The following is a 26,358-nucleotide window of genomic DNA, read 5'->3' as shown; positions in this document are numbered from 1 at the left end:
CATTTTATCTCCGGAAAACCCGGGGCGATTCATAGTTTCATGTCATTAACTATCGTTTTCCGGGTCGGATAATCGAGTACAGGGTTGGTATCTACAATCCGACGTCGTCCAGGAGCGTAGTCAGCCCCCCGATTTCAGCGATTCCGTTACCAAACTCTCCACCTGTTGCGAAAATATGGTCATCCTTTATTCCGACACAGATGCCATTATCGTAGCAGCGCGCATAATAGCCCAGTGCGACGAATGATTTACTCGTATGAGGAAAAATATTGGGGTGATTGGTTTCTGCCCAAGTGAACAATCTGTCTGTTCGGGCGGTGTCGATACTTTCTTGCCGCACGCGTGTGGCAATAGCCTGCTGGAACTGATCTTCAGGTAAGTTATGATTAAACATAACATAGAAAAAATCGGAAAGTACGGGGTGCTGCTCGGAGAAAACACGCATTTCTACCATATAGGCTCCTGCTGGTCCACCGGGAAGGCCTTCGGATTCAAGAAACCAGTCCAGATGAGTATGCAGAGAACCATCTGCTTTAGTATCTCCTATGATCAGGGATTCCGCGCCATCCGTACCGTGACGACTGAAAAGGCTTGAGCCGTCGTCAACGACTTTTGGTGGACATATTACCAATCCGCAGGATGTATCCGGTTGAATATCGAGACCACCAAAAAGGCGAATTTTTGTACCCTCCTGCGCGAGGGTCCAGCGATTCAGCGCAGGATCCCAATAGGCAAGGTGTCCTGAAATCTGATAACGCACAGGTTCCGCTGGTAACAAATCACCTGAGGCTGCAAAAAATCCGGGACTATTTATTCCAATTTTGCCTGATAGGCTTAGAAATTGAGTGACATATATGGGTTTACCGGTCAACCTATCATTAGGTAGCTGACCTGGTGGTAATCCAAGAAAGTCAATTCCGATAATGCTGCACATTTCGCTGCGGTTGCAGAAATCCGTGCGCAGCTGCTGTTCATTGATAATGGCGACTTCGATATCCTGGTGAAAAGTCTGTGCCATCGTAGTGAGCGAAAATGCCAGCCCGACAAGCAGGCCAAGGCAATCAGTAGCGACCGTGATAATTTTTTTTGACATCATTTGGTTTCTCCCTTAAAGAAGTATAGTAATCACACAGTAGGCGTTATCAGAAATTTGCCCGGAACCCCGCTACAAGACTCACTCCTGGCTCGGGTGCGAAATTACGTAGAAAAGAGGTTGAATTGCGGATGATCGAGTTAGACATGTTCGATGCTTTCCCGAATAGCAATAATTTGATGCGATTTGAAACAGCCCAGTCATAAGTTACGTCCAGATCAAGGCGATCATAGCCATCGGTGGCCGTATCCAGCAAGCCTGGGTGGTTTTGTGATAGCGCGTGCGTATAGCGAATCGATCCTTTCCATTTCTCGTAGCTTGTCCCCACTTCAAAGCCAAAACGCAGCGGTGGTAATCTTGGCACATCGCCGAGCTCAGATTTACGGAACCATCCTCGCACATAGTCAGAAAAAAGAGTTAGATATGGATTAAAAGCACCGAGTTTAAATGGTAGATTCATTTCTGCCTCATAACCCCAAAAATCAGCCGCATCCCCTTGATAGCCAAATACTGGCAAGCAAGCCCTCAAATCAGCACAAGCAAGCTGGAAACGAGGGGGTTCTGGTCCTGAGTTAAAGAAAAGTCCTTGATTTTGCAAATATATAAAATTATCAATTCTTTTGAAATAGCCGTTAGCGCGGAAGGAAAAGTGTTTCTGAGAAAGGTTCAGACCCAGCTCAAAATGATCTGTCTGCTCTCGTTTTAGATTCGTGCGACCAATCTCATAATTTCGGGTAGCAAACCGAGGGCCAGATGATAAAAGTTCCTGTACATCAGGAGCGCGCTGTGCCCGTTGCCAGCTCAAATAAAGCATCCCTCCAGAAAAAGGCTCGTAATTCAATGCCGTTGCAACAGAGTAGGTATTGTATTTCAGCTGGTCAGGAAGGGGGATAGGTGCCCGAACACCCGCAATTTTTGTTTCATCGGCCTTCGGATCGGTCGTCTGGTGATCGAAACGCCCGCCGAATTCCAGGTTAAGACGCTCGCCGAACATAACGGTTTCGGTGAGGAAAAAACCGATTGAATTGATCTGAGAAGCAGGAGTGAAAGTATGAATGCCACCCGCAGAGAATTCCCGGTTTTGCCATTGCATTCCCGCTACGCCATTGAGATATTTTCCCCAGTCATGATTGGCTTCCAACCGGGATTCCCAGACTTTGTTATTGAAATTCGCAAGTGGAAGCCCCTGATTTAGCTCATCATGCGCATAATCTACGTAACCCAGCTTTGCTTCTATGGTGGACAGCATTTCCCACGGGGTGATCCACAGCCCCTCCAGATCGAAGCGACGCTGCTGCATCGCAATACGAACGGCTTCTTTTCCGAAATCATTATCGACCCGTCCAGGTACGCCCGGTGGAACGCCATAATTTTTCACCAGCTCATGGTAGCTGCCGCCGATATGTCCCGCTTCCCCGATCAGAGAGATCCCGGCGGACCCTCCTTGGCTACTGGAGCTTGTGTTTTCGATCACCTTGTGGCTATTTTCAGATGGTTGAATCTGAAATTGCTGCAGAATCGCTTTTTCATCGAGAGCAAAACCAGGAATGTGACTGTTGCCTGCCGCCCGATGAAAATAATCGAGATGAATTGCCAGCATATCCCTGCCTATATCGAGGGCAACCATACCCGCCTTTTCAGATGGATTATGATCGAAACGGAACTCGGTTTTCCCCGAAAACCACTCTTTCGGAATTTTGTCTGGAATACGCTGGTGTTTGATGTCCACCATGCCGCCAGCCGCATTGGCGCCGTAGCGCAAGGTTGCCGGGCCACGATGAATGGTAATACGGTCTGCCAGCATGGATTCGGTTGCAATGGCATAGTCAGGACTCATTCCTGAGGCATCATGAACCCCCATCCCATTTTGCATTACCCTGACGCGAGAACCGCTCATTCCTCGAATCACGACCTGCCCCACGCCGGGTCCATAAGACAAGCTGCTGACACCCATTTCACGTTCCAGTGTCTTGCCAAGCGTACCTTCCGCACGCAATCGCAGTTCACGCCCGCCCAGATTCCGAGTTGGTTCCGCAGGCAATGCGGTGGTTTCAATCACCATGGTATCGAGAAGAAGAGTGCTGGCACCGGGATTGTCAGTATTATTCATTGCTGCTTTGGGCTGGAGGGGAGCCGCATCTGGCGTTCCTGAAACGGACTCCCTGGCATGAATTTCAGCGGAGAGGGTAATGAGGAATGCAGATAGGATGACGCGCAGGCAGGCAGATGAAACAAGGCATGAAATCTGTTTCATGGAGAAAATTACAATCCCGCTGCCTCAAAAAAAGACTCGAGCGAACCATGATCGGTCAGTCCGCCGAATGGCCCTCCGGTTGTGAATACTTTGCCGCGTCTACTGCCCACACAGATGGTACTGTTATAGCAGCGTGCGTAAATACCAAAAACAAAGCGGCTCTGTGCAGCATGTGGAAAAAATTCACTGAAGTTGGTTTCGGCCCAATCGTACAACTGATCAAGGCGAGAGTAATCACTCAAGGGCGTACCGGGGAACTGATCAAGAGCTTGATTAAAAGCTGTCTGGCCAAAATTGTTGCTGACATTCAAGTGTAATGCCAGGAGAAATGGTTTGGATGGGGGGTGGGTGATGCTTCCATCTTGTTCATCGGTACCAAATAACGTCATGGCAATCATGTAGGCGCCGTCATCCGGTGCGGAACCATCCGCTGTGGTTAGCTCGAAAAGTGGATGGGTACCTTCAAACGATCCTGTGCTACCCAAGGAGGCAATCATCCCATGAGTGTTTTCACCTTCTGAGGCTGAAACTTCACGTGCGGCGAAAGCCAGTCGAATCGACAGGCGCTCATCAAATCCATCGCGCAACCAGCGATTTTCCACAGCAGACCATTTCATCAATGTGCTTTCAATCTGGTACTGGATGATACTGCCCGGATTGAAACCAAAACCGCTGATGCCTGCGTCAGACATTTGATAAGGTTTCAGCGTGCCATCAAACCGGATGGTAAAAGCAGTGTAGCCACCCAGTGTTCTGCCCTCACGCTGGGTATCGACCACAATTTTGCCGTTACTCCAGGCAAAAGCCATATTGGGCAAACCTGTGTGCGCCACGGCTGTTGTTCCCTGGCAAAGTAAGAGCAACAGAAAAACAGGAATTAGTTTCAAACTATGCATCGCCCCCTCCTTATTCTTGAAGCACGCAATGCTACAGCAAACTTTATATGATTAGAATGCGACAAATTGTCGCACCCAGTCAGGTATTGCCTGGATTAATTTCTAGGGAAAGTGGTGGTTTCGGGTGGTTAACGTTTGATGAAGATAATGTCGCGAATGGTGTGCCCCAGCTTCAAGCCACGTTCCTCAAATTTGGTTAGCGATCGATAGGATGGGCGAGGGGCGTAGTTTTCGACGGTGTTGATCAATTGGTCTTCGCAGCCGAGTACCTGCAGGATATGTTCAGCATAATTTTCCCAATCGGTTGCAATATGCAGATAAGCGCCCGGTTTCATGCGGGTGGACAGGCGGGATATAAAATCTGATTGAATCAGGCGGCGTTTGTGATGGCGTGTCTTTGGCCAGGGATCGGGAAAGAAGATATGCACGCCATCGAGTGATTCACTGGGCAGCATATTTTGCAATATGAGGTGCGCGTCATGGGCAATGATTTTGAGATTCATTATGCCCAGCTGCTGAATACGGTTGAGCAGACTCCCAACACCGGGAGCATGAACTTCTACAGCAATAAAATCTTTTTCGGGTTGTTGTTGCGCAATGGCAACGGTTGTTTCGCCCATTCCCGAGCCAATTTCAAATATTTTAGGCGCTGCTCGGCCAAATACTTCCCCTAGATTAATAGGCGCAGCAGAAAAGGGGATTCCGTAACATGGCATTAATGTTTCATAGGCGCGACGCTGTGCGTCCGAGTAATATCCCTGACGAAGCACATAGCTGCGAATAAACGTTGGTGAAGACAAAATAGTTAGAACTTGTGGAGTCAGTTTAATCAGCGCGTGGATTTGCGGTGTATCCCGGACTTCAATGCATTAATGGCTTCACTGGCAGAATTGACTACCAACCCACGTGGACAGAAGTAGTATTTCGCCAGTTCGCGTTGTGCATGCAGCTGTCGAACTTGTTCGAGGGTTTCCCATTCGCTGTTTCGTACAGGCACCCAGGTTTGCGTTGAGGGATCTCCGATTGCATAGCGTTTACGTTCGCGGGTTTCACAGCGTAGGACTTCGAACATAACGTTATCGCCACCTTGCGGAGAGCGAATGATCATACTGTAACGAATCACACGCATCTTCTTGTCAACACTGATTGAATGGGCGTCGATGAAGAAACTCAGGTTGTTTGCAGGGCCGGCATCAAATGCGAGCAGGTTGGTGTTTTCAGGATAGGGTGGCATGCTGGGGGCAATTTCTTCCCAAGTCTTGCCATGATCGAGCGTATCAATAAACTGCTCCCTGCCGGCACAGCCTGTCAGAAATAGCGTAAAGGCAAAAGCAAGCAACAGATGGCGAGCATCATGGCTCATGCCAAATCCCGCATCAGTGCTTTCTGTATATTGTCTGCTATGGGCTGAATTGTTATCTGATACGCGGAATGGTCTATGCCCATGCCCAGAGCTGCACCCTGCTGCAATGCCTGGACAATTTCTGGTGACAATTCAAAGCGTAGAAAATGAACAGCGGAAGTTTTCTCGGCGTTGGTGCGATCGAGGTCTTCATCAGCCATTCCATAGATACGCGGATGCCCAGCAACATTTACCCATACCTGGTTTTCGATGCCGATCAGTTGAGTCAGTTTTTTTGCCCGTTCCACCGGGTCGCCGTACTCGATCAGCATGGTTGCCTTCCAGTTACTCCCATCAGGAACCAATGGATTATAGACATCCAGCTCCTGCTGAATGTCAGCATCCTCAAATATTTTTTCTGCGCGCAGCATTTCCTGGATCTGATAGCGCATCGTGAGTTCATCTTCAAATAGCAGCGTGACATGTTCGCCGAGTGCAACTGAGCGGTTTTTTTTGTGTGCCATGATCTCAGCGCGGAAAGATTCTCTGTTTTTGGCATAAGCTTCGAGCGTCAAAAGACTGTCACGAGTGATCTTGGGCATGATATTTCCTGGTGAATGACTGATTGAACCTGCTGCAGGCACTGATTGTGCTGATAACGGTTGGTTCTGGGTTTCTCCGTAAGCGATGCGCAGCAGGGATAGCGGGTGGTGTTTTACGGTTTGTCTGGGTTTCATTCCTTGCTGGATGTGGCGTGCGGCAATGGCGCAGTCGGAACTAATGTAATCAGGCTCTGCCTCGCCCATCTGCCGGAATACCGGCTGACCGATTTTCATCGAGTCGTCAAAAAATTCCTGCTTGACACCCCAAGTGCCGTCATGTCCAGAGCAGCGTTCCACTGTCGTGACTTCTGTTCCAGGTATCAGTTGCAGCAGGTCACGGGTCTTCCTACCCAAATTTTGTACTCGTAAGTGACAGGGAATATGATAGGCCACCTTGCCAAGCGCATACTGGAAATCGGTTTTCAGCAGCCCCTCCCGATTGAGCAGCATCAGGTATTCAAATGGATCAAACATGGCATCGGCCACCATGGCGACCGCTTCATCTTCAGGAAACAACAGGGGTAACTCCTGTTTGTACATTAATGTACACGAAGGAACGGCAGTCAAAATTGCATAGCCTTCCCTTGCCAGGTTGGACAAATGGGGGATGTTGCGATCCTTGAGCGCGGCTACGCTATCCAGATCACCAAGTTCCAGCTTCGGCATTCCGCAGCAGGCCTCCTGCGCAACCAGTTTTGCCGGAATTTCGTTATGTGCCAGTATCCAGAGGAGATCATGGCCGATACCAGGTTCGTTGTAGTTGATATAACAGGTGGCATAGATGGCTACCTTCCCGGGTACGTTGCAGCTGGGTATCAGCGCAAAGTGTTCGTCCGGATTAGCATGGGTGCGGAATTTTCGTGAGCTGTAGGTCGGCAATTCCCGCTCGGGGTGAATGCCCAATGCCTTGCTGAATATTTTGCGCGTGGCGGGTGTTTGGGTAATGGCATTGGTTGTCTGCACGATTACCGGTATGGTGGCAAGTTTACCCAGGGTATCGGTGCTCGATAGCAGTCTATCGCGCAAACTCGCGCCTTGTTTTTTATATTTGATTGCCTTGGCACGTAACATCAAGTGTGGAAAATCAATATTCCACGGATGCGGTGGCACATAAGGGCATTTAGTCATAAAGCACATGTCGCACAAGTAGCAGCGATCCACAACTTGCCACAGGTCCTGTTTTTCCACTCCATCAGGCTCACCCGTCTTGCCGTCATCAATGAGATCAAACAGACTGGGAAAGGTAGTACAAAGATTAACGCAACGCCTGCAACCGTGACAAATATCAAATACCCGGAACATTTCCTCAAACAATTGCTGTTCATCGTAAAAATCCGGGTTTTGCCAATCTATCGGATTGCGTTTGGGTGCTTCCAGACTGCCTTCGCGGGATGACATAAGAGGGTAATCAGTTAGTTCAACAAATAAAGCAGGCGCTAAATTAGATTTGCCCGGAAATGCTGTAAACGAGCATCAACCGGGCAAGCATATAATCAAACAGTTTTAACTACTACTGTTCAAATCCCTAGTCGTTCAAATTATCCAGCGCACGTTGAAAGCGATTGGCATGAGAGCGCTCCGCTTTGGCAAGTGTCTCGAACCAGTCGGCGATTTCATTGAAACCTTCATCGCGTGCTGCTTTCGCCATGCCAGGATACATATCGGTATATTCATGTGTTTCACCAGCAATTGCCGTTTTGAGATTGTCACGCGACGAGCCAAATGTCAGGCCCGTTGCAGGATCGCCACATGATTCCAGATATTCCAGGTGTCCGTGGGCGTGCCCGGTTTCACCTTCAGCGGTAGAACGAAAGACTGATGCGACATCGTTTTGACCTTCAACATCAGCTTTAGCTGCAAAATAAAGATAACGACGGTTCGCCTGGGATTCACCAGCAAATGCTGCTTTCAAATTAGCTTCAGTTTGAGATCCTTTCAATTGCATAATTTCTCTCCTTTTAGTTTTACATTTATTCCGGTTTCCACAAACTTCAGTGAGGCGCGGAATTTTATATTGGTGTGACTTTTATGACAAACGTCGGCTGTTAATGTAATTCGTATTCTCATTCCGTGCAAGCGATTAAACCGGCACTACCAGAAGCCACAAAAATCAGAGCATAAAATGAGAAACCACAAGTGCCGTTTAGCGTTCAGCGGTAATTGGCCCGTATTACAGACTAATTATTGTCCTGATGAGTCGTTCATAAATAGTTGCACTTGGATCGTACTGATTTCTTCACGGCTCTTTAGCTTTCAGGGATCCCAGGAAAGCTTTCACATCACGGATAAACCCATGACCCACTTCCCGACCAAGCTGATGTTTCGCCATCAGGCGAATGGCCTCTTCCAGCGTGATAACCGAACCATCATGAAAATACGGCGCAGTTTGTGTGATATTTCGCAAGCTAGGAACCTTGAATACGTACTTGTCATTCTCAATTCTGGTTACTTCGTAACGCCCAAAATCAGGGGTTTCGTAAGGCTCAATCAAACCTATCTTCTTGAAGGAGTTTCCACCGATGGCAACACCGTTGTGACAGGTCGCGCAACCGATCCGAATAAACTTGTGTAACCCTCTTTTTTCAACCTTGGATAAGGCCTCATCATCACCATTCAGATAATCGTCAAAACGCGATGGTGTCAGTAAGGTGCGTTCAAAAGCGCCAATTGCCTCGCCGATATTGTTGTAATTAAATGGGTATTTCTGATCGCTGAAAACTTCAGTAAATAATTTTTGATAACTATCAATTTCTTTAAGTTTCTTGACAACGGTACCTTTGTCGGGCATTCCCATTTCAACTGGATTCAGAATCGGGCCTAATGCCTGTTCTTCCACATCACGAGCGCGGCCATCCCAGAATTGCGCTATATGAAGTGCGGCATTCATGGTAGTGGGTGAATTGCGGTTGCCGCGCTTGCCTTCATGACCCGGAGAAGTGGGTTCGTTATCCACACCGAAATTTCCAAGCCCATGACAGGAATTGCAGGAAATTTTGTTATTAACTGAAAGCCGTGGATCCAGATAGAGCATCTTTCCCAGATTAATCAATGCGGCATTTTTTTGTTCATCGATAATCGATTTTGGTAAGGGTTCAAAGTATTGCTTGAGAGTGTTTCTGTCCAAACCATGACCGTGACCGCCGCCATGCATTCCTCCTTTATGCATTTTGCCGCCGTGGCCAGCACCTTCCTGATGACCCGCATGACCGCCACCATGCATTCCTTCGCAACCGTGGTCATGTTGACCGCAGCCCGTATGCGTATGCTCAGCGGCAGTTTCAGTTGCCGTATCTTCAGTATGGCTATCAGCAGCGCTGCTTGAGTCCAGTATGGTAGTTTCTTGACTGTCCTCATTTTCAATCGCCACATCAGTACTTTCATTTTTAATTTGATGTTGATGTGACGAGCTGGTCTGGGTGCCTTTCTCATGTGCGCCATGTTCTTGAGCATAGGCGTGAAAACTTAAAATGAAAGTAAGCAGTAGAATAAGTTTCATTGGATTCTCCATTGATTAATCTAAACAAATAGAGTTACTTTGCGACCCGGCATTTAAATTACGCATCCGTGCTAATGATGATTATGCCCACCTTTATTGTCTGAGCCATGACTGCCATGATGTATTTTCATGGTTTTGAGTTTTTTGAGTTGTTCTTCGCTCAGAATGTTATGCATGGCTTTACGTTGGCTGATGCGTTTTTCAGCCAGCTCAGTGATGGCATCGGCATGATCCTTGGCATGTTTGCGGAGTAAGTCGTCATTCGCATCAGAGCTGACGCTCGCATTACGAAGTGCTTTCATACTTTTATGAGCCTGTTGCATGATTTCGCGATTTTCCCTGGAGCTCTTTAGATGATGGCGCATAATTTTGCCCAGTTGTTCATCAGAGAGATTAAGCGCTTCGGCGTGCGAAGTGATCATGTCAGCATAGTTTGCCTGCATTTTGTCGTGCTGCCCATGCTCCTTGTGATCTGCATGTCCGTCGTCTGCTTTTTTGTCGTGTTTGCCATTGTGATCCGCGTGTTGTTCATGCGCTTGTGCAAGCAACAAATTTCCAGAGGCTGTGGAATGGCTGGCTATGTTTTCTGCTGCAGCCAGCGGTGTCACTGTGAAGGTAATAACGCAAGCAATGGTCATGATCAAGATTTTTGGGTTATGCATAATTTGTTCTCCGTTGGAATAAAGATCGATAAATCGAATAAGTCGGTGAATTTGTTTCATTAGAAGGTACGAAAATACTATACCCAAACCCGCTTTATTAATCTTGTACGAGCAATGTAGGTGTTACTTGTGACGTGGCCATGACAAGCAGTGGTTGCGAACCGACCCCTATCACCATCAATAGCGTATCACTAAAATTCGAATCTAGGAATAAGTTTGGAGCCAGTCAGCTGCGATTGATTTTTGTGGAAAAAACACTGGCTGAGACAACCATTAATCCACCTGTCCAGTCCTTGAGAGTCATCACTTCTTCTGTTAGAAAATGAGCTGCAAGTGCGGCTATTACCAGCTCAAACAGTAGAATAATAATCGCCTGATTTGCCGGGGTGTGGGTAAGTCCAAATTGCAATAACACACTCAGGAAAAAAATTAATATTCCTACCCCCAGCAATAACAGCCAAATACTTCCTTCAATCGGGTGGGCAGGATAAATTGAGACGTCACCTTTCAGCATCAGGACGGTTACTCCGATCAAGGTGGCGCCAGCCCAGACTGCCAGTGATTTGAGCTGGATACTGTGCTGTTGGTCTTTGCGAATAAGAACATTTGCGAGCGCAAACATAAATCCACCAGTCAGACCCATCCAGTCGCCATAGGACGTCGGCATGGGTATTTTGTTTCCTGGCTGCCAAAGCAAGAGGATGGCGCCCATTAACGATAGCAGGATAATGAAGTAGCCATGGACGCTCAGTCGTTCATTGAGTAGCAGACGCGCAAACAGAATGGTCCAAAGTGGTGCCAGATAAAATAACAGCAGTACTCGCATGACTTCCCCGTGAACAATCCCCAAGGTATATGCCATGCTGGCCCAGCCAGCACATAATCCAATCCATACCAAATAGTGGATGGCGGCACTAAAAATGACTTCACGGTAAAGCTGCCTGTGGAATAACACCAGGCCAATCAGCAAGGCAGTGAAGTAAGTCAATGTAGTTGATAGCTCACCTCCGATGCCATGTTGTTCAAGTATTCGGTAGGGATACCAAACTATGCCCCATATGGTTGCGCCAAGAAGCAGGGAGACGATTGGTAACGTTTTTTTTATGGTCAACATTGCTGCCAGCCTTTATAATCCTGCTCTTAGTGGTACATCAAAAAATCTATCCGGCTACAAACACCGTGCTGATCACAGCATTCTGCCAAATATGAATCCTGTATTAGAAAATCTTCAGCCTTACCCATTTCAGAAACTTGCCGGATTACTGAAAGATTTAGAGCCTAATGCTTCGCTCGCACCTATTTGTCTGCATATTGGCGAGCCCAAGCACGCAACGCCTGAATTTATCAAGCAGGAACTGGCAAATAATCTGCAAGGGCTCGCGCATTATCCTACAACGCAAGGTTCGAACTGGTTGCGAACCAGTATTGCTGCCTGGTTGGCGCAGCGCTACCAGCTTGATAATATCAATCCAGAGACACAGGTTATCCCTATTAATGGCAGTCGAGAGGCATTATTTGCATTTGCGCAGACAGTTGTGGATGCGCATACCTCACTGCGACCGGTTGTTGTCTGCCAGAATCCTTTTTATCAGATATATGAGGGCGCGGCATTACTGGCCAACGCCGAGCTTTTTTTTCTTAATTCCTTGCCGGAAGACCAGTTTGCGCCACAATGGACGCAGTTACCAGACCATATCTGGGCGCGTACCCAGTTAGTCTATATTTGCTCGCCGAATAACCCTACCGGTCGGGTGATGACATTGAACGAGTGGCAGAGTCTATTTGCTTTATCCGATCAGTATGGATTTGTTATTGCGGCGGATGAGTGCTACTCAGAAATTTATTTCGATGAGGCGCATCCCCCGCTTGGTGCATTACAGGCGGCAAAAAAATTGGGTCGAAGTGGTTTTCCTCGACTAGTGGTGTTTGGCAGTCTTTCCAAGCGTTCCAATGTGCCGGGACTCCGTTCCGGTTTTGTTGCGGGTGACGCATCCATTTTAAAAAAATTTTTGCTTTACCGCACCTACCACGGCAGCGCCATGAATCCGGCAGTACAAGCAGCCAGTACCATTGCCTGGAGCGATGAGCAGCATGTGATCGAAAATCGGCGGCTATATAAACAGAAGTTTGCAGACGCCATGGAAATACTTGCAACGGCGTTGCCTGTCAGCATGCCGGAAGCTGCATTTTACCTTTGGCTAAAAACCCCGGTCAGCGATACCGCGTTTTGCAGACGGCTTTATCATGAAAAGAATATTGTAGTTCTGCCTGGTAGTTACTTGGCACGTGAAGCCGGTGGCATTAATCCAGGTGAAAATTTCGTGCGGATAGCATTGGTTTCATCTGTTACGGAGTGCAAAGAAGCATTTGAAAGAATCAGGGAAGTTGCATTTTAATAGAATCGTTGAATCATTCATCAGGAGTAGTATGGAAAAATTACAAACCACGATAGAAGATGCTTTTGAAAATCGTGCTGACATTACCCCACGTAATGTTGCATCCAATCTCAAAGAATCTGTTGCGCATGTTGTCAACCTGCTGGATAGTGGAAAATTGCGGGTTGCTGAAAAAATCAACGGTGAATGGATTGTGCATCAATGGATCAAGAAGGCGGTACTGTTGTCCTTTCGTATTGAAGACAACAGCTTTATCAAAGGTGGCTTCTCCAATTATTTTGACAAAATTCCGTCCAAATTTGCTGATTACAGTTCGCGTGATTTTCGAGATGGTGGTTTTCGAGTGGTTCCACCCGCAGCCGTGCGCAAAGGATCGTTTATTGCTGGCAATGTCGTGCTGATGCCGTCTTATGTGAATATCGGCGCCTATGTTGATGAAGGCACCATGGTAGATACCTGGGCAACGGTTGGCTCCTGCGCGCAGATCGGTAAAAATGTCCATTTATCAGGTGGTGTAGGTATTGGCGGTGTTCTGGAGCCCGTGCAGGCAAGTCCAACTATTATCGAGGATAATTGTTTTATTGGCGCGCGCTCTGAAATTGTGGAAGGCGTCGTCGTTGGTGAGAACGCCGTTATTTCAATGGGTGTGTATATTGGTCAAAGTACCAAAATCTATAATCGTGAGACGGGTGAAATCAGCTATGGGCGGATTCCACCCGGTTCGGTTGTGGTATCTGGAAGTCTGCCAGCCGAAAACGGGCGTTACAGTCTGTATTGTGCGGTTATCGTCAAACAGGTGGACGCAAAAACCCGCGCCAAAACGGGTATTAATGAGCTGTTGCGCGGAATCTGACAGCACGGGAGAAGTCATATTCCTGATCATATTTTTGTGGTATAACAATAGCGAGGTTGATTGATTGGTCGCTGGCTGGTTGTTTCGGCGGTGTTTTCGTAATAGTTCTGATATAAATCAATTGACCTGGGTTCCCCGGTTGGGGAGATTTGGTGCCTTGGCATAAACGGGTACCGAGAAAACTTTATGGAGGATAATAAAATGAAAACACTGACAAGCATGATTGCAATGAGCGCATTGGCAATGTTAATGAGTGCTCATGTTTACGCAGGAGATGCCGGACATACCTCCGAAGCAATGGAGCATGCCGGCAAAGCTCAGGCGCATGGTGAGGATGGTCATGCCAAAGAGCTGGCAAAGCATGCCAAGGAAAGTCTGGAACACGCCAGGCATGCACAAAAAGAACATGCTGACGCCCATAAACACATGGATGAAGCGGTTAGCCATCTCGAAGAAGGTATCAAGCACGGTGAGATGGGGCATGCAGATGTCGCAACCAAACATATCGAAGATGCCATCAAGCATATGCGTAAGTCTGGCCATTGATTGACAGAAGAATCATCCTGGCTTTGCACATAGATAAAGCCAGGCACGCAAAGGGGCGAATGTAAGCGCCCCTTTGCGTATCGAAAATCTTGTTTTTGAAATAGATTGCTCTATCTCCTTCCGAGAATTCTAATCTTGACGTATCTCGAAGTGCTGACTAAGATTAACCGTGAAAACGGTTAGGTCGTGAGAAGGCTGTTTTCATAATTTTTGATTAACTATTTAAGGAATTTATTATGTCGCTATCGAAAAAAACATTTCTGGGTGGTTTTGCGCCTTTGCTGGTATCGGGCTTGCTGGTTGGGCAGATGGTAACTGCTGCCGTTGCTGGTGAGCATGACAAACATAAGGGACATGCTGCGCACCACGGTAAATCTTTTGCACACTTTAATAAAGACGGTGAGTTGCTGACACCAAAAGACTATCGTGAGTGGGTGTTTGTTGGTGCACCCGTTACTCCAAAAGATATGAATGATGGTAATCCTGCTTTCCCTGAATTTCATAATGTCTACATTGATCCTGTTAGTTATGCGCACTGGAAAAAAAATGGTGCTTTCCGTGACGGAACAATCATTGTGAAAGAGTTGGCCAGTGTTGGTACAAAAGAATCTTCAAGCGGTAATGGTTATTTCCAGGGTGAATTCCTGGGAATTGCTGCAACCGTTAAAGATTCAAAACGCTATCCCAACAGTCCAAATCATTGGGCATATTTTGGTTTTGAAAGCTATGAGAGTAAGAGTGCTGCTGCGCAAGCTGACGAATCCTGCAATGCCTGCCACAAAGAAACAGCAGCTTTTGACAATGTGTTTATTCAACACTACCCAGTATTGCGTGCCGCAAAACCTGCTAAATAATTTATACAATTTAAAAGGTTGATGTGTGGTCGTGCATAGGTTTTAAGCTGTGCATGGTTTCTCATCAATTTTGGGGTATTTTGTTTCGCACTGTGTAACTTGATAGTGCCGAGCGAAATGCCCCTTTATTTTGACTGACTAAAGTTCAAGTGACTGAATCCAAAGATACGATGCGTAAAATCAAGGCTCCGGAATTACAAACTGTTGGTTGGTTGAATACGGCCGAAACTATTACACTTGCTTCTCTACGCGGCAAGGTAGTTTTGCTGCACGCTTTTCAGATGTTATGCCCAGGTTGTGTGCAGCAGGGTATTCCACAGGCACAAAAGATCTACAACGAAATCGACTCTGACCAGATTGCGGTTATCGGCCTGCATACCGTCTTTGAGCATCATGCTGTTATGACGCGTGAAGCACTGGAGGTATTTTCCTATGAATATCGATTAAAATTTCCAATCGGAATTGATAAGCCAAATGAGCAGATGGCCATTCCGCACACCATGATGGCTTATCAGATGCAAGGCACCCCGACGACAATACTGATTGACAAGGCCGGCCATCTACGTTTGCATCAGTTTGGGCATGTCAGTGACTTTCTGCTGGGCGTATCTATCGGTACATTGCTTGCTGAGCCATATGAAGAGCAGGCCGCTATACTGTCACCCGTGTCGTCATCCGGTGAGAGGGATACCCCCTTGGATGGTGCTTGTGATACGGAAGGTTGCCATCGCTAAAAATTATTCTTCCAATTGCGTAGTGCCGTAAATACGCTTACTGGGTCATTTGATTGCAGCTGCCCATGCTGACTGGCACAGTCGATAACAGGTTGCTGATCGCAGCGTAAAAAAGGATTAACCGTCTTTTCGATAGCTATGCTGGAAGGAAGTGTGGGCAGGTTGTTCACTTGATTTTGTCTGCAATTTTTCTCCAGCTCGAATAACGCCGGGTTGTTTGGATCAACTACTTTGGCAAATTCAATATTGGCTAGCGTATATTCATGTGCGCAATAAACTTGAGTTTCATCAGGCAATCTGGCCAGTTTCTGCAAGGATTCATATAGCTGTTGTGCGCTTCCTTCAAAAATACGTCCACAACCACAGGAAAAAAGGGTGTCGCCACAGAATAGGGCATGATGTCCATAAAATGCAATATGACCCGCTGTATGTCCTGGAACTTCCATAACAGTAAATTCAATCCCCAGTTCCGGGATGACTAAGGTTTCTGCTTCCTTCATCCCGTGTGTGCATAAGGGTATATTCTCGTTCGCGGGGCCATAGACCGGAATGGAAAATTCCTGTACAAGCACTTTGTTTCCGCCGGTATGATCATGATGATGGTGTGTGCAGAAAATGGCAACGGGCTGCAGTTTGTGTTGTCTTACGAACTGCAGCACGGGAGACGCCTCTCCCGGATCAACAATTACCGCTGCCCATTGGTTGTGAATGATCCAGATATAATTATCCTTGAAAGCCTGAACTGCAGAGACAGTAAACATTATCGTTCCTTAATTAAAGAATAATCAAAATTTTCTTGAAAGCATGCTGAATCCTATATTGCATCAAAGCTTACAGCGATGGCTCGGTACAGCCATTGGGCAATATCTATTAGAGCAGGAGCGGGCCTTTTACGACAATACCGTTTCAGATATTTTTGGCTACAATGCAATTCAGATCAGCTTTTCAGAGTTTAATTTCTTACGCAGTAATCGAATGCCTTTTCGGTTCGTGGTCGGACTAGAGCGGGGTTCCAGTGTGTATGCTAATCCCTATATGCTACCTATTGGCAGTAGAAGTATCGATCTGGTTCTGCTGCCGCATACCCTGGAGTTTTTTCCCAATCCGCATCAGATACTGCGTGAAGTCCACCGTATCCTTATTCCTGAAGGCAAAATAGTCATCAGTGGATTCAATCCTTTTAGTGCATGGGGATTGCATCAACGTGTCACTGCCAGCAAGAATGAATTTCCATGGTGCGGCAATTTTATTGCATTACCAAGAATGAGGGACTGGTTAGAGTTGCTGGGTCTGGAAACCAATACCGGAAAATTAGGCTGCTACATTCCGCCCTGTAACAGCGAAAAATGGATTTCACGGTTACGCTTCATGGAAGCAGCGGGTGATCGCTGGTGGCCAATCGGTGGTGGAGTTTATTTCTTGCAAGCGGCAAAACATGAACGTGGCATGCGTATTATCAAACCCTGCTGGGAAAATTCCCCTAAAACAAGAAGTGCACCTGCTAGCACCCAAACTGATAGTCGAATCAACCCGGATGCTGCCAGGAAACGTTCTGAGCGTAGCGTAAAATTTGAATAACACGTGTTATCAACGATTAAGGGTATAGGAGTGTGATGCCGCAAACCAATCGAGCCGGATTGATCGAAATTTTCACAGATGGTGCGTGCAAGGGCAACCCGGGAGTAGGTGGATGGGGTGTCTATTTGCGCGTTAATGGAGAAATTCGGGAATTATTTGGTGGTGAAATGATGACGACCAATAACCGAATGGAACTGCTTGCCGCCATCCGTGCTTTGCAGTACCTGGAAACCATGCCTGTAGTAAAGCCAGAAGACCTGGTGCAGCTTCATACAGACTCACAGTATGTGCAAAAAGGGATCAGTGAGTGGATTCATAGCTGGAAAAAACGCGGCTGGCTGACTGCAGATAAGAAGCCAGTCAAGAATGAGGCATTGTGGAAGCAACTCGATCAATTGTCGCAGCAGTATCAAGTAGAGTGGTTTTGGGTGCGAGGGCACAGTGGCCACGATGGTAACGAGCAAGCGGATCGATTAGCCAATCTCGGAGCAGAATCCGTTCTGATCCAAGTCAACTCCCCATCCTAGTTTGAAATTACTATGACAGGCAACCGAATGCGACAACTGTTTCTGGATACCGAAACTACCGGGCTTGACCCAGCCAGCGGCCATCGCATTGTCGAAATCGCCGTTGTGGAAGTCAGTAATCGGCATGTCACTGACTGCCATTTTCACTTCTATCTCGACCCGGAACGGGACAGCGATGAAGGCGCGCTAAAAGTTCATGGGTTGAGCAGAGAATTTCTTCGCGGCAAACCAAGATTTCGTGAAATTTGTAACGATTTCCTGGAATTTATTACGGATGCCGATGTTTTTATTCATAACGCACCGTTTGATGTGGGTTTTATTAACCGTGAACTTGAATTGATTAATTGCCAACCCTTGCAACATTACTGCAAGAAAATTAGCGACACGCTGGTCATGGCAAAAGAATTGCATCCAGGTAAACGCAATAATCTGGATGCATTGTGCGAACGATATTACATAGATCACACCAGGCGCACTTTACATGGCGCATTGCTCGATGCTGAATTGCTGGCTGAGGTGTATCTAGCCATGACACGCGGTCAGAAAAGTTTGCTGATTGCGCTCGAACCTTCTGCACAACGCATAGAAGATGAAATGACCTCGATAGCTGATCTGGCCCTTCCCGTGCGGCAGGCTGATGGGAATGAACTGGAATTACACAACCAACTAATGCTGCAGATTAACAAGGCAAGTGGTGGAAACGGTTTGTGGTAGACAACGACTTAGTGTCTGCCCAAAATTTGACTGGTTCAAAGAGCAGGATATCGGTACAGATCGCTTCGTTATGATGCCTAAAAGTTCCTTGCAAGACTGAATCGCCCCGGTGGTTACGGTGGTTACGGTGACAGTTTACCAAATAGACCAAAAAACCATTAACAGTAATGACTTGCCGTGAGCCTAAAGTAAAAAAACGCATGCTCAAAAGAAAGGAAAAGGGTTGAGATGGAATATATTTGGTAAACTGTCACCGTAATTGTAAACTGTCACCGTAATTGGTAATTGGCTACTGTGTTGTTATGGTATGAATAATTCTAGTCAATTCGGTTATAGAAAGACAAATCGTATTGGGAAGACCTAAATCGCCAGCAGTAGCGACTTTCGGATTGCCTATTTCCCAAACCAGATTGAATCGTTCACTGTTTATCATTTCATCAAAAGATTCTTGTGAAGTCCTTGTTTCGGAACTTAAGCCATACCCGACCCATAATTCGCCGTCACCAATATACTCGCTGACATCAATCGGATAGTTGGAAACAAATGTTGGCATGACTGGCTGAAGTTGTCCTTCCGGTGGAGTAGTATGTCCACCCGGTAAAAAAAGGGTCTGAGTGAATCAGCATCACTATGCTTCATCCAGTTTTCGCCATCAAATAACCACAATGTATCTGGCTGACTTTTGAGGCGAAAACCAACAAATACAAGTCCTTCTTTAAAATGATCTTCCTCGGAAATAATCAAATGATGGTCCAGCATGATGTTGTTGAATTTATTGGGTTCTGCGCGTAAGGATGTTTGTGGGAAGCACATTCTTCCTGGTTCTGAGAATCTCGTGGTTTCTGTAAAATCTGCTTGAGCCAGTGATATGCAGAATAGGAAAATGCACAATAATACTGAGAGTTTTCTGAAGTATGACATTTTTATCTCCTTAGCTTATAAATTGGGAATACGTACTCTGCGATAAGTTACCGGCTGGCGCTGGTAAGTTGTAGGTAACTGGAATACTTGCAGTGGAAACGATCCGCGCCGTGGCATCTGCGGTTACGGTCGGTTACGGTGACAGTTTACTAAATATACCATGCCGATTATGTAACACTGCCAGCATGGCAAAGTTAGCATATTTGGTAAACTGTCACCGTAATTGAACCCCAACACACACACCGCAACAAACATTGAACATGTTGGGGTTCATTGCTTTCACCCCAACCTACCCGCTGAGATGGAATATATTTGGTGAACTGTCACCGTAATTCGTAATTGGCTGTATTCACGGTTCACTTGCAATTCCGACAGAATCAATATCCAGAATAACTTCGCCTGGCAAATTATGGTCTGCTGTCATAACTGTAGTTCTCATCTCAATTGCCATCAAACAGATCGTGGGCAAATCACCTCGCAATCCTGAAACTGGTGTCGAACCAGTAATTTCCCATATTTTTTCAAATCGTTGATTACTTATCATATCTTCGTATGATTTCTTGCTGGTCTCACCTTCTGTTTTTAGACCGTAACCCACCCATACCTCACCATCGCCAACGTAAGCACTGACATCAATGGGTTCCATGAGAGTGATTGGCATAACAGGCTGGAGCTTGCCATCACCATTTGGTAGCATAACCGGGTAGGCTATGGGTCTACCCTCATTGTTGTCCGCAGCGTTATGCCATGAAACACCATCAGTTAACCATAGCGTATCAGGCTGACTTTTACGCCGGAAACCAATAAAAATATCCCCTGTTTTAAAATAATCCTGCTCATTTACGATTAGATTATGATCGAGAGTGACCTTATCGAATTTTCCAAACTCGCTTTTAACCGATGTTTGTGGGAAACAATATTCTGCGGGTGCAGAGAATTCAACGATTTCTGCCTGTGAGGACAATGCATTTAGTAACAAAACACTCAAAATACTTGCGAGCAGGAATTTCATGGTAATACCTCCAATATTTTTAAATGAAGCACCCTGCCGCAAACAGCAGGGTATTTAGTACGATCGTCAATCGTCAGTTTCCACTAAAACAGTGGCATGGGAACTCGCTTTAGCTGGATCAAGGAACTCTCACGCGACGGAAAACTTGGTTACGGTGACAGTTTACTAAATATACCATGCCGATTATGTAACACTGCCAGCATGGCAGAGTTAGCATATTTGGTAAACTGTCACCGTAATTTTTCACCCCAACCTACTCGCTACCCTCTATTGCGCAGGGACATCCGTGATTGATTCGATATCCGGGCCGGTTTCCTCGGGTATAGGAAACGTTCCCAGTAAATAATCTATTTCTATTATTTTTGTGATAGTCAGGCAAATATTTGAAGGAGGATATGGAAATTCTTCTCCTTCATTCAGTCTCTTGCCCACCTCCCAAATACGTTTGAATCTATTGCTTCCTATCATTTCAAAAAAAGTTTCGGTCGTACCTGTTGATGAGCTTATTCCATAACCTATCCAGATTTCACCGTCATCCACATAAGCACTGGGGTCAATTGGAGCCACTGAAATCGTTGTTGGCATAATTGGCTGCAGTTGCCCAGTCGGTATGGTTTGTACTTTTGGAATAAAAGGCACAGGGGAGGAATCAATCAGGTCATTTTGATATTTCTCCCAGGTTGTCCCACTAAATAACCATAACTCATCAGGTCTGCTTTTACGCCTGAATCCCACAAAAACTAGCCCTTCTTTAAAATGATGCTCCTTTGAAATAACGACATAATGATCCAGGATGACGTTATCATATCTGTCGGGTTCGGAACGTAGAGAAGTCTGTGTAAAACAAAGCGTTCCAGGAGAGGTCAAAACCGTTTCTGTTTCACCTGCCAGAGCTAATATTGATGTGGCATACAGCAAATAGCTTCCGATCAGCATAATAGAATTTTTTATATACGTCATTTTAGACTCCTTATCAATATACTATGGGACACGAACTCGGCGATAGCTTTGGGTGTTTACTGGGGGTGGCAAAGCATAAGTTGCCGGAATACTACCTCTGGTAACCACCCAAGCCGTCACATCTGCAACAGAAACTCCACTAGGATTGGCTGCTTTAATCGCAGCGTACATACCTGCTACATGAGGCGAGGCCTGAGATGTACCCTTCATTAATTTGGTGGCTGTTATCGATGAGCGGTCTGCAGAGCGGACTGAGGTTGTACTACTGCCACCAGGAGCCAATAAAATTGGGCCCACAAAACTACTGGGATTGCCAATATTTGCGAAACCTGCTAGAGCTGTTCCGCTTGCATCATTTGCAACTGAACTGACCTTGATAACTTGAGAGACACAGGCTGGAAACGATATACCGTTGCGACTGCCACTGTTTCCAGTAGCAGCTATAACTGGTACACCACGAGAAGTTAAATTTGAAATCGCTGTAGTAATAGCTGGGCTAAAGGTATTACAATTTGGAGCTGGTCCTGCAGTTTGAGAGAACACCTGACCGCCAATACTCATATTGACGGTGAAAGGATTATTTATTCCCACAGCTGTATTTGCATGAACAGTTTCAAGTGCTTTCTGAACATCAAGACTAAATGCAGTAGCTCTTGGAGCGCTATCATTGTATGAAAAGACTTGTGCTGAAATGATAGAGGCATCAGGTCCGACACCCTGCAAGTTTGAGGGTGTAATACTTGCACTTTGGCGACCGGCAGCAATTCCGGCAACATGCGTGCCATGGGCACAATCATGGGAATTTGTCGGTAGCGTAGCCAGCGTGCCACAAACTGATAGATTGGAATATGGCTCTCCTGAACCAGGATGATTTAAAGGACTGTCTCCCAAACCGTCAGGATTTGGGCAAATGGATGAATAGACAGTCCCGTCGCTGCCGGGACCATTGGTGCCAAAGCATGCTTCAAAAGTCACCCTGGGTGTTAAAAATGCATGGTTCTTACGCACACCGGAATCCACGATAATGATATTTTGTCCCGCTGCACGAAAACCCGCATTCCAGGCGGATGCTGCGTTGAGCAATACAGTGCTGTTAGTCAGTGTTGTCCAGGCAACGGGTTTGTTCAGCTCGACGCTCAGGATTCTCGCATCGACATCGTCGTATAATTTCGCCAATGCTTCAAAGGGAAGTTTTATGTGCAATACGCTAAGTTCGGAGCTGGTTGACATATCCGTGGCAAGCACTGATGCACCGATTCCGGAGAGAATGTCATTAAAAGCACGTTGACTGGCGTTGGCTTGGGCGTTGATTGCGGTTGGTGACATGTAACCTGTTTTTGCGGAAAAGAAATCACCGCCGCGTAATGTGATCATGATTTCTGCTTCGCCATGTTCTTTGGCGGCTTCCAATACTTCTTCCGGCCATTGCGCTTTTCTGGGATCGGTATAACCGACTGGACGAATGGCTCTTATATCATCTCTTTCAATGAGGGCATAGAACGCATCTCTATCAATCTTTGCCCGGATGACGGGACGATTCTCGTCTATCTCCGTGAGGTTGATCCCTTTTGCGAAATGTTCATTGTTTATATTGGCCAGTATATTCTGCGCTTGTTCTGACATCGCTGGCGAGGGTTTAAATACGGTATTGCCAAGATCGTCTAACGCATAATCAACAGCGTCTGCGTTCAGAAATATGTCAACATTGGCGCTGCCATTGTTCTGGATCGCGGTTTCAATTGCTTCAAGGCTGCCATCATCGTCCACTGCTTTAATACGATATGCGTGTGTCACATCACGTGTAAATGAGATCGCCTTATTACTGCCAGCCAGGACGCGAAGACCAATTTCGTTCACATAGGCACCCATTTGGCCGATGCCGTTGTTCCAGTAGCCCGATTTCAGTGCATGTTGATCCAGTTCGGCGAGAACGCTTTGGGCTTTGTTTTTCATGACGGTTCTTAACGAAGCACGCTTACTGGTCATATCTTCGATTGTTACCGTGTCGTCCAGGGTAATTAATACCCGAGCAAAGCCTTTCGAATGGGCTTCATCAAGGAGACTCTCGTAATCGCTGGCATCATATTGCGCTGCCAGTGACAGAGAAGTTGATACTGCAAATAGAAAAAATACCGAGAAAAGATTCCGTATTATCCTATGCTTGCTTGCTTGCTTGCTTGCTTGCTTGCTTGCTTGAAAACAGGTTATCCATGTTAGCTCCTTATTTTTGGAGAATGAAATATCGCTCAACCTTGCAGATCAACTCATTCTGCATGTCGGCATCAGTAAGCTAACAGGTAACCGTCCAACGCTCCCATCTACGCAATCACAATTTTCTGGATTATTCTCCTCTGCATTACCTTACAGGAGGATAAGCCATGGCATTACAGGATGATAAGCAAAAGCATATCAGCAACTGGCAAACGAGCGGTTTGTCGCAGGCAGCCTATTGCCGGGCGCTCGGGTTGAATGCGAAGACGTTTGGGAATTGGTTGCGCGCTCACCGGCGTGGGCGCGATGATATCAAGCTGCCAGCCTTGATTCCGGTTACGATCAAGCCGACAGCGGCGTCAGTGGAAGTATTGCAGCTTCGCTGTCGCGGTACGCATGTGCTGGAATTACCACTGAGCGTTTCCCCGCGATGGCTGGGAGAATTGCTGTCATGTCTGGGTTGATTGCGCACGCGGGTAAGATCTGGCTGGCGGTCGATCCGGTGGATATGCGTCGCGGCATGGATGGCTTATCGATGATTGTGCAGCAGGTATTGGGTCACCCGCCCTGCGCGGGTTCGGCGTTCATATTCTGCAATCGCGCGGGCAATCGCATCAAGGTCTTGCTGTGGGATGGCACGGGGGTGTGGTTATGTCAGCGCCGCCTGCATCAGGGGCGGTTTGTCTGGCCGAGGCAGGATGCGGCGTGTGTCGAGTTAGCGCTATCGCAGTGGGAATGGTTGATTGCCGGCGTAGACTGGCGGCGTTTATCGGCGCGGCCACAATGGCATTTTCAGGTGTAGAAAATATGTAATAGTTGTTTATTAACAGGCGGTTGATTGCGATTTCGTGGTATAATTCATCTCATGAATTCACTGGCGCAACTGGATCAACTCAACCTCGATACGGCCACCAAACAACAGGTGGTCAATCTGGTTCAGGCATTTCAGCTTGATCTGACCCAGCAAACACAGCAGACAGTTTATGCGCTGGAACTCAAGATTCAGGCGCTCACCCTGGAATTGGCGCATCTGCGCCGTATCCGATTTGGCAGGAAAAATGAAGCGTTGTCTGCCTTGTCACCCAGGCAGCTTTCTTTGTTTGAAGAATCGGCGCTGACCGATATCACGGCCATTGAGGCTGAAATCGAACAGATCAACAGCACACCAACCCCCAATGCCACCAAAGTGCCGCGTACCCGCGCCGGTCGTCAGCCGCTGCCAGATCACCTGCCGCGCATCGAACACCGGCATGAACCCGCATCCTGCCAATGTGACCGATGCGGTTGCGATCTGACTAATATCAGAGAAGACATCACCGAGCAGCTTGACGTGGAACCCGCCAGATTCTTCGTTCATCGCCACATTCGCCCACAGTACGCCTGCAAATCCTGTGAAACCATCACGGCAGAACCCGTGCCACCGGCAGTCATCGATGGCGGCATGGCCGCCCCGGGCCTGCTTGCCTGGGTGATGACAAACAAATACCTGAATCACCTGCCACTTTATCGCCTGGAGCAGATTGCTGCCCGTGACCAGGTCACGCTGCCCCGTTCCACCCTGGCCGAATGGGTAGGCCGTACCGGCGTAGCCCTGCAACCATTGGTCGATCGCCTAACCTGGCATCTACTGCAGGGCAACACGCTGCATGCCGATGAAACACCAGTTGCACAATTGGAACCCGGTCGCGGCAAAACCCGTAAAGCCTACCTGTGGGCCTACCGCAGCAATGATCTTGAACCCGGGCCGCGTATCATCGTCTTCGACTATCAAGCTGGCCGTAGCGGTCAGCATGCGCGGCACTTTCTGCAAAATTGGCAAGGACACCTGATGGTCGATGACTATGCTGGGTATAAAGCACTTTTTTCCACAGCCACATCGCCTTGCGTCGAATTGGCGTGCTGGGCGCATGCGCGACGCAAATTCTTTGACCTGTACCAGGCCAATGCCAGCACGATGGCATTGGCAGCGATACAGCGCATCAGCGTCTTATACGCAATCGAAGCAGAAGGCAAAGACCTGAGCATCGAAGATCGTCTGCAACTGCGGGCAGACAGAAGCCTGCCCGCACTGCATGCATTGCATGACTGGCTGATGCAAACCCGTAGCCAGACCGCAAATGGCGGCGGCTCCGCCAAAGCACTCGACTATACCCTCAGACGCTGGCCAGGTCTCATCCGCTACGCACAAACCGGCTCTCTTCCGATCGACAACAACCCGGTGGAGAACACCATCCGCCCGATCGCAATCGGCAAAAAGAATTGGCTATTCACCGGATCGGAACGTGCCGGTCAACGCGCCGCTGCCATTCAAACCTTGTTCGGTACCGCGCAACTCAACAAACTCGATCCCGCCGCATGGCTTGCAGACACCCTCGCCAGACTACCGACCTGGCCCAATAACCGCATCGATGAATTGCTGCCACTTACACCAGCGTTCATTCAATCACTTAAACAGCAGGAAAGATAGATGGGAGCGTTGGACGGTTACGCTAACAGCACCAAACTATAAAGTCAATGCGGCATAATGTCGCAGCTCGGCAGGATGTGCCGACCGCAAGGAGGCGCATCGGTTGTATCATTCAAGCCCCCTTGGGAGTTGCGCGCAATCAGGTTGAAAATGGCGCGGAGGGCGTTGCAAACAACGTCCGTACGGCGGATGAATTGTAGGGTGGTTCCGCTTTAGCGAACCACCATGAACGAAGCCTGT

The 26,358-nt window shown here is 47.3% G+C and carries 26 protein-coding genes; 11 read left to right on the top strand and 15 right to left on the bottom strand.

Annotated elements, in window-relative coordinates:
- Window positions 1–91: 91 nt before the first annotated feature.
- The 10 genes from IPG31_12070 to IPG31_12025 form a co-directional block, all read right to left on the bottom strand.
- Window positions 92–1,096 (bottom strand): hypothetical protein, encoded by a 1,005-nt coding sequence (locus IPG31_12070; GenBank protein MBK6619047.1) that lies wholly within the window; start codon window positions 1,094–1,096, stop codon window positions 92–94.
- A 46-nt stretch (window positions 1,097–1,142) separates the two neighbouring features.
- Window positions 1,143–3,347, bottom strand: a complete 2,205-nt coding sequence (locus tag IPG31_12065) for a TonB-dependent receptor (protein MBK6619046.1) — start codon at window positions 3,345–3,347, stop codon at window positions 1,143–1,145.
- An 8-nt stretch (window positions 3,348–3,355) separates the two neighbouring features.
- Window positions 3,356–4,243 (bottom strand): hypothetical protein, encoded by an 888-nt coding sequence (locus IPG31_12060; protein MBK6619045.1) that lies wholly within the window; start codon window positions 4,241–4,243, stop codon window positions 3,356–3,358.
- A 128-nt stretch (window positions 4,244–4,371) separates the two neighbouring features.
- A complete protein-coding gene (gene trmB, locus IPG31_12055; GenBank protein MBK6619044.1) occupies window positions 4,372–5,043 on the bottom strand; it encodes a tRNA (guanosine(46)-N7)-methyltransferase TrmB in 672 nt (223 codons plus the stop codon).
- 29 nt (window positions 5,044–5,072) lie between these two features.
- Complete coding sequence (locus IPG31_12050; GenBank protein ID MBK6619043.1) at window positions 5,073–5,606, bottom strand: CNP1-like family protein; 534 nt, start codon at window positions 5,604–5,606, stop codon at window positions 5,073–5,075.
- On the bottom strand, window positions 5,603–7,585 hold the full coding sequence (locus IPG31_12045) for a DUF3501 family protein (GenBank protein MBK6619042.1): 1,983 nt from the start codon (window positions 7,583–7,585) through the stop codon (window positions 5,603–5,605). Before IPG31_12045 ends, IPG31_12050 begins: the two co-directional genes overlap by 4 nt.
- Window positions 7,586–7,712: 127 nt before the next feature.
- A complete protein-coding gene (locus IPG31_12040; GenBank protein ID MBK6619041.1) occupies window positions 7,713–8,132 on the bottom strand; it encodes a rubrerythrin in 420 nt (139 codons plus the stop codon).
- Between the two features lie 291 nt (window positions 8,133–8,423).
- Window positions 8,424–9,407, bottom strand: a complete 984-nt coding sequence (locus IPG31_12035) for a c-type cytochrome (GenBank protein MBK6619040.1) — start codon at window positions 9,405–9,407, stop codon at window positions 8,424–8,426.
- Between the two features lie 347 nt (window positions 9,408–9,754).
- Window positions 9,755–10,345, bottom strand: coding sequence for a Spy/CpxP family protein refolding chaperone (locus tag IPG31_12030; GenBank protein ID MBK6619039.1), 591 nt, complete (start codon window positions 10,343–10,345; stop codon window positions 9,755–9,757).
- Window positions 10,346–10,571: 226 nt separating this feature from the next.
- Complete coding sequence (locus IPG31_12025) at window positions 10,572–11,459, bottom strand: DMT family transporter (protein MBK6619038.1); 888 nt, start codon at window positions 11,457–11,459, stop codon at window positions 10,572–10,574.
- A 91-nt stretch (window positions 11,460–11,550) separates the two neighbouring features.
- On the opposite strand from IPG31_12025, the gene IPG31_12020 reads away from it, so the two are divergent.
- The 5 genes from IPG31_12020 to IPG31_12000 all read left to right on the top strand — a co-directional run bounded on the left by IPG31_12020 (window position 11,551) and on the right by IPG31_12000 (window position 15,728).
- Window positions 11,551–12,741: a succinyldiaminopimelate transaminase gene (locus tag IPG31_12020; protein MBK6619037.1), complete on the top strand. Its 1,191-nt coding sequence runs from the start codon at window positions 11,551–11,553 to the stop codon at window positions 12,739–12,741.
- A gap of 31 nt (window positions 12,742–12,772) precedes the next feature.
- Window positions 12,773–13,594: a 2,3,4,5-tetrahydropyridine-2,6-dicarboxylate N-succinyltransferase gene (gene dapD, locus IPG31_12015; GenBank protein MBK6619036.1), complete on the top strand. Its 822-nt coding sequence runs from the start codon at window positions 12,773–12,775 to the stop codon at window positions 13,592–13,594.
- Between the two features lie 201 nt (window positions 13,595–13,795).
- Window positions 13,796–14,140, top strand: coding sequence for a metal-binding protein SmbP (locus IPG31_12010; GenBank protein ID MBK6619035.1), 345 nt, complete (start codon window positions 13,796–13,798; stop codon window positions 14,138–14,140).
- 236 nt (window positions 14,141–14,376) lie between these two features.
- On the top strand, window positions 14,377–14,994 hold the full coding sequence (locus IPG31_12005; protein ID MBK6619034.1) for a cytochrome P460 family protein: 618 nt from the start codon (window positions 14,377–14,379) through the stop codon (window positions 14,992–14,994).
- A 170-nt stretch (window positions 14,995–15,164) separates the two neighbouring features.
- Window positions 15,165–15,728, top strand: a complete 564-nt coding sequence (locus IPG31_12000) for a TlpA family protein disulfide reductase (protein ID MBK6619033.1) — start codon at window positions 15,165–15,167, stop codon at window positions 15,726–15,728.
- Here the strand turns inward: IPG31_12000 and gloB are convergent.
- Window positions 15,725–16,489 (bottom strand): hydroxyacylglutathione hydrolase, encoded by a 765-nt coding sequence (gloB, locus tag IPG31_11995; GenBank protein ID MBK6619032.1) that lies wholly within the window; start codon window positions 16,487–16,489, stop codon window positions 15,725–15,727. The genes IPG31_12000 and gloB overlap by 4 nt on opposite strands.
- Before the next feature lie 43 nt (window positions 16,490–16,532).
- Between gloB and IPG31_11990 the strand changes: the two genes are divergently transcribed.
- The 3 genes from IPG31_11990 to dnaQ are packed head-to-tail and all read left to right on the top strand — an operon-like array spanning window position 16,533 to window position 18,547.
- Complete coding sequence (locus tag IPG31_11990) at window positions 16,533–17,306, top strand: class I SAM-dependent methyltransferase (protein MBK6619031.1); 774 nt, start codon at window positions 16,533–16,535, stop codon at window positions 17,304–17,306.
- A gap of 35 nt (window positions 17,307–17,341) precedes the next feature.
- Entirely contained in the window at window positions 17,342–17,833 is a 492-nt protein-coding gene (gene rnhA, locus IPG31_11985; protein ID MBK6619030.1) for a ribonuclease HI, read from the top strand.
- Window positions 17,834–17,860: 27 nt separating this feature from the next.
- Window positions 17,861–18,547: a DNA polymerase III subunit epsilon gene (gene dnaQ, locus IPG31_11980; GenBank protein ID MBK6619029.1), complete on the top strand. Its 687-nt coding sequence runs from the start codon at window positions 17,861–17,863 to the stop codon at window positions 18,545–18,547.
- Between the two features lie 471 nt (window positions 18,548–19,018).
- Here the strand turns inward: dnaQ and IPG31_11975 are convergent, their stop codons facing one another.
- From IPG31_11975 to IPG31_11960, 4 genes are all read right to left on the bottom strand, one after another.
- Entirely contained in the window at window positions 19,019–19,360 is a 342-nt protein-coding gene (locus IPG31_11975; GenBank protein MBK6619028.1) for a hypothetical protein, read from the bottom strand.
- 457 nt (window positions 19,361–19,817) lie between these two features.
- Window positions 19,818–20,480, bottom strand: coding sequence for a hypothetical protein (locus IPG31_11970; GenBank protein MBK6619027.1), 663 nt, complete (start codon window positions 20,478–20,480; stop codon window positions 19,818–19,820).
- A gap of 267 nt (window positions 20,481–20,747) precedes the next feature.
- Window positions 20,748–21,440, bottom strand: a complete 693-nt coding sequence (locus tag IPG31_11965; GenBank protein ID MBK6619026.1) for a hypothetical protein — start codon at window positions 21,438–21,440, stop codon at window positions 20,748–20,750.
- 21 nt (window positions 21,441–21,461) lie between these two features.
- Window positions 21,462–23,690: a S8 family serine peptidase gene (locus IPG31_11960; protein ID MBK6619025.1), complete on the bottom strand. Its 2,229-nt coding sequence runs from the start codon at window positions 23,688–23,690 to the stop codon at window positions 21,462–21,464.
- 128 nt (window positions 23,691–23,818) lie between these two features.
- Between IPG31_11960 and IPG31_11955 the strand changes: the two genes are divergently transcribed.
- The 3 genes from IPG31_11955 (at window position 23,819) to IPG31_11945 (ending at window position 26,118) form a co-directional block, all read left to right on the top strand.
- Window positions 23,819–24,115 (top strand): IS66 family insertion sequence element accessory protein TnpB, encoded by a 297-nt coding sequence (locus tag IPG31_11955; GenBank protein ID MBK6619024.1) that lies wholly within the window; start codon window positions 23,819–23,821, stop codon window positions 24,113–24,115.
- Window positions 24,103–24,453, top strand: coding sequence for an IS66 family insertion sequence element accessory protein TnpB (tnpB, locus tag IPG31_11950; GenBank protein ID MBK6619023.1), 351 nt, complete (start codon window positions 24,103–24,105; stop codon window positions 24,451–24,453). The genes IPG31_11955 and tnpB overlap by 13 nt, the downstream gene beginning before the upstream one ends.
- A gap of 63 nt (window positions 24,454–24,516) precedes the next feature.
- A complete protein-coding gene (locus IPG31_11945) occupies window positions 24,517–26,118 on the top strand; it encodes an IS66 family transposase (protein MBK6619022.1) in 1,602 nt (533 codons plus the stop codon).
- Window positions 26,119–26,358: the final 240 nt, after the last annotated feature.

Source organism: Nitrosomonas sp., from assembly GCA_016703745.1.
GTDB lineage: Bacteria > Pseudomonadota > Gammaproteobacteria > Burkholderiales > Nitrosomonadaceae > Nitrosomonas.
Note: the sequence above shows the minus strand (reverse complement) of the source record. Positions and strands in the feature narration are given on the sequence as shown.

Coding starts and splice junctions, on each gene's coding strand:
- IPG31_12025 (MBK6619038.1), bottom strand. CDS start 11,459: ATGTTGACCATAAAAAAAACGTTACCAATCGTCTCCCTGCTTCTTGGC.
- IPG31_11955 (MBK6619024.1), top strand. CDS start 23,819: ATGGCATTACAGGATGATAAGCAAAAGCATATCAGCAACTGGCAAACG.
- dnaQ (MBK6619029.1), top strand. CDS start 17,861: ATGCGACAACTGTTTCTGGATACCGAAACTACCGGGCTTGACCCAGCC.
- IPG31_11965 (MBK6619026.1), bottom strand. CDS start 21,440: ATGACGTATATAAAAAATTCTATTATGCTGATCGGAAGCTATTTGCTG.
- IPG31_12035 (MBK6619040.1), bottom strand. CDS start 9,407: ATGCATGGTGGCGGTCATGCGGGTCATCAGGAAGGTGCTGGCCACGGC.
- IPG31_12060 (MBK6619045.1), bottom strand. CDS start 4,243: ATGCATAGTTTGAAACTAATTCCTGTTTTTCTGTTGCTCTTACTTTGC.
- IPG31_12010 (MBK6619035.1), top strand. CDS start 13,796: ATGAAAACACTGACAAGCATGATTGCAATGAGCGCATTGGCAATGTTA.
- tnpB (MBK6619023.1), top strand. CDS start 24,103: ATGTCTGGGTTGATTGCGCACGCGGGTAAGATCTGGCTGGCGGTCGAT.
- IPG31_12070 (MBK6619047.1), bottom strand. CDS start 1,096: ATGATGTCAAAAAAAATTATCACGGTCGCTACTGATTGCCTTGGCCTG.
- IPG31_12065 (MBK6619046.1), bottom strand. CDS start 3,347: ATGAAACAGATTTCATGCCTTGTTTCATCTGCCTGCCTGCGCGTCATC.
- IPG31_11945 (MBK6619022.1), top strand. CDS start 24,517: ATGAATTCACTGGCGCAACTGGATCAACTCAACCTCGATACGGCCACC.
- IPG31_12000 (MBK6619033.1), top strand. CDS start 15,165: ATGCGTAAAATCAAGGCTCCGGAATTACAAACTGTTGGTTGGTTGAAT.
- IPG31_12005 (MBK6619034.1), top strand. CDS start 14,377: ATGTCGCTATCGAAAAAAACATTTCTGGGTGGTTTTGCGCCTTTGCTG.
- IPG31_12050 (MBK6619043.1), bottom strand. CDS start 5,606: ATGAGCCATGATGCTCGCCATCTGTTGCTTGCTTTTGCCTTTACGCTA.
- IPG31_11975 (MBK6619028.1), bottom strand. CDS start 19,360: ATGTGCTTCCCACAAACATCCTTACGCGCAGAACCCAATAAATTCAAC.
- IPG31_12030 (MBK6619039.1), bottom strand. CDS start 10,345: ATGCATAACCCAAAAATCTTGATCATGACCATTGCTTGCGTTATTACC.
- IPG31_12020 (MBK6619037.1), top strand. CDS start 11,551: ATGAATCCTGTATTAGAAAATCTTCAGCCTTACCCATTTCAGAAACTT.
- IPG31_12040 (MBK6619041.1), bottom strand. CDS start 8,132: ATGCAATTGAAAGGATCTCAAACTGAAGCTAATTTGAAAGCAGCATTT.
- gloB (MBK6619032.1), bottom strand. CDS start 16,489: ATGTTTACTGTCTCTGCAGTTCAGGCTTTCAAGGATAATTATATCTGG.
- dapD (MBK6619036.1), top strand. CDS start 12,773: ATGGAAAAATTACAAACCACGATAGAAGATGCTTTTGAAAATCGTGCT.
- IPG31_11990 (MBK6619031.1), top strand. CDS start 16,533: ATGCTGAATCCTATATTGCATCAAAGCTTACAGCGATGGCTCGGTACA.
- IPG31_11970 (MBK6619027.1), bottom strand. CDS start 20,480: ATGAAATTCCTGCTCGCAAGTATTTTGAGTGTTTTGTTACTAAATGCA.
- IPG31_12045 (MBK6619042.1), bottom strand. CDS start 7,585: ATGTCATCCCGCGAAGGCAGTCTGGAAGCACCCAAACGCAATCCGATA.
- rnhA (MBK6619030.1), top strand. CDS start 17,342: ATGCCGCAAACCAATCGAGCCGGATTGATCGAAATTTTCACAGATGGT.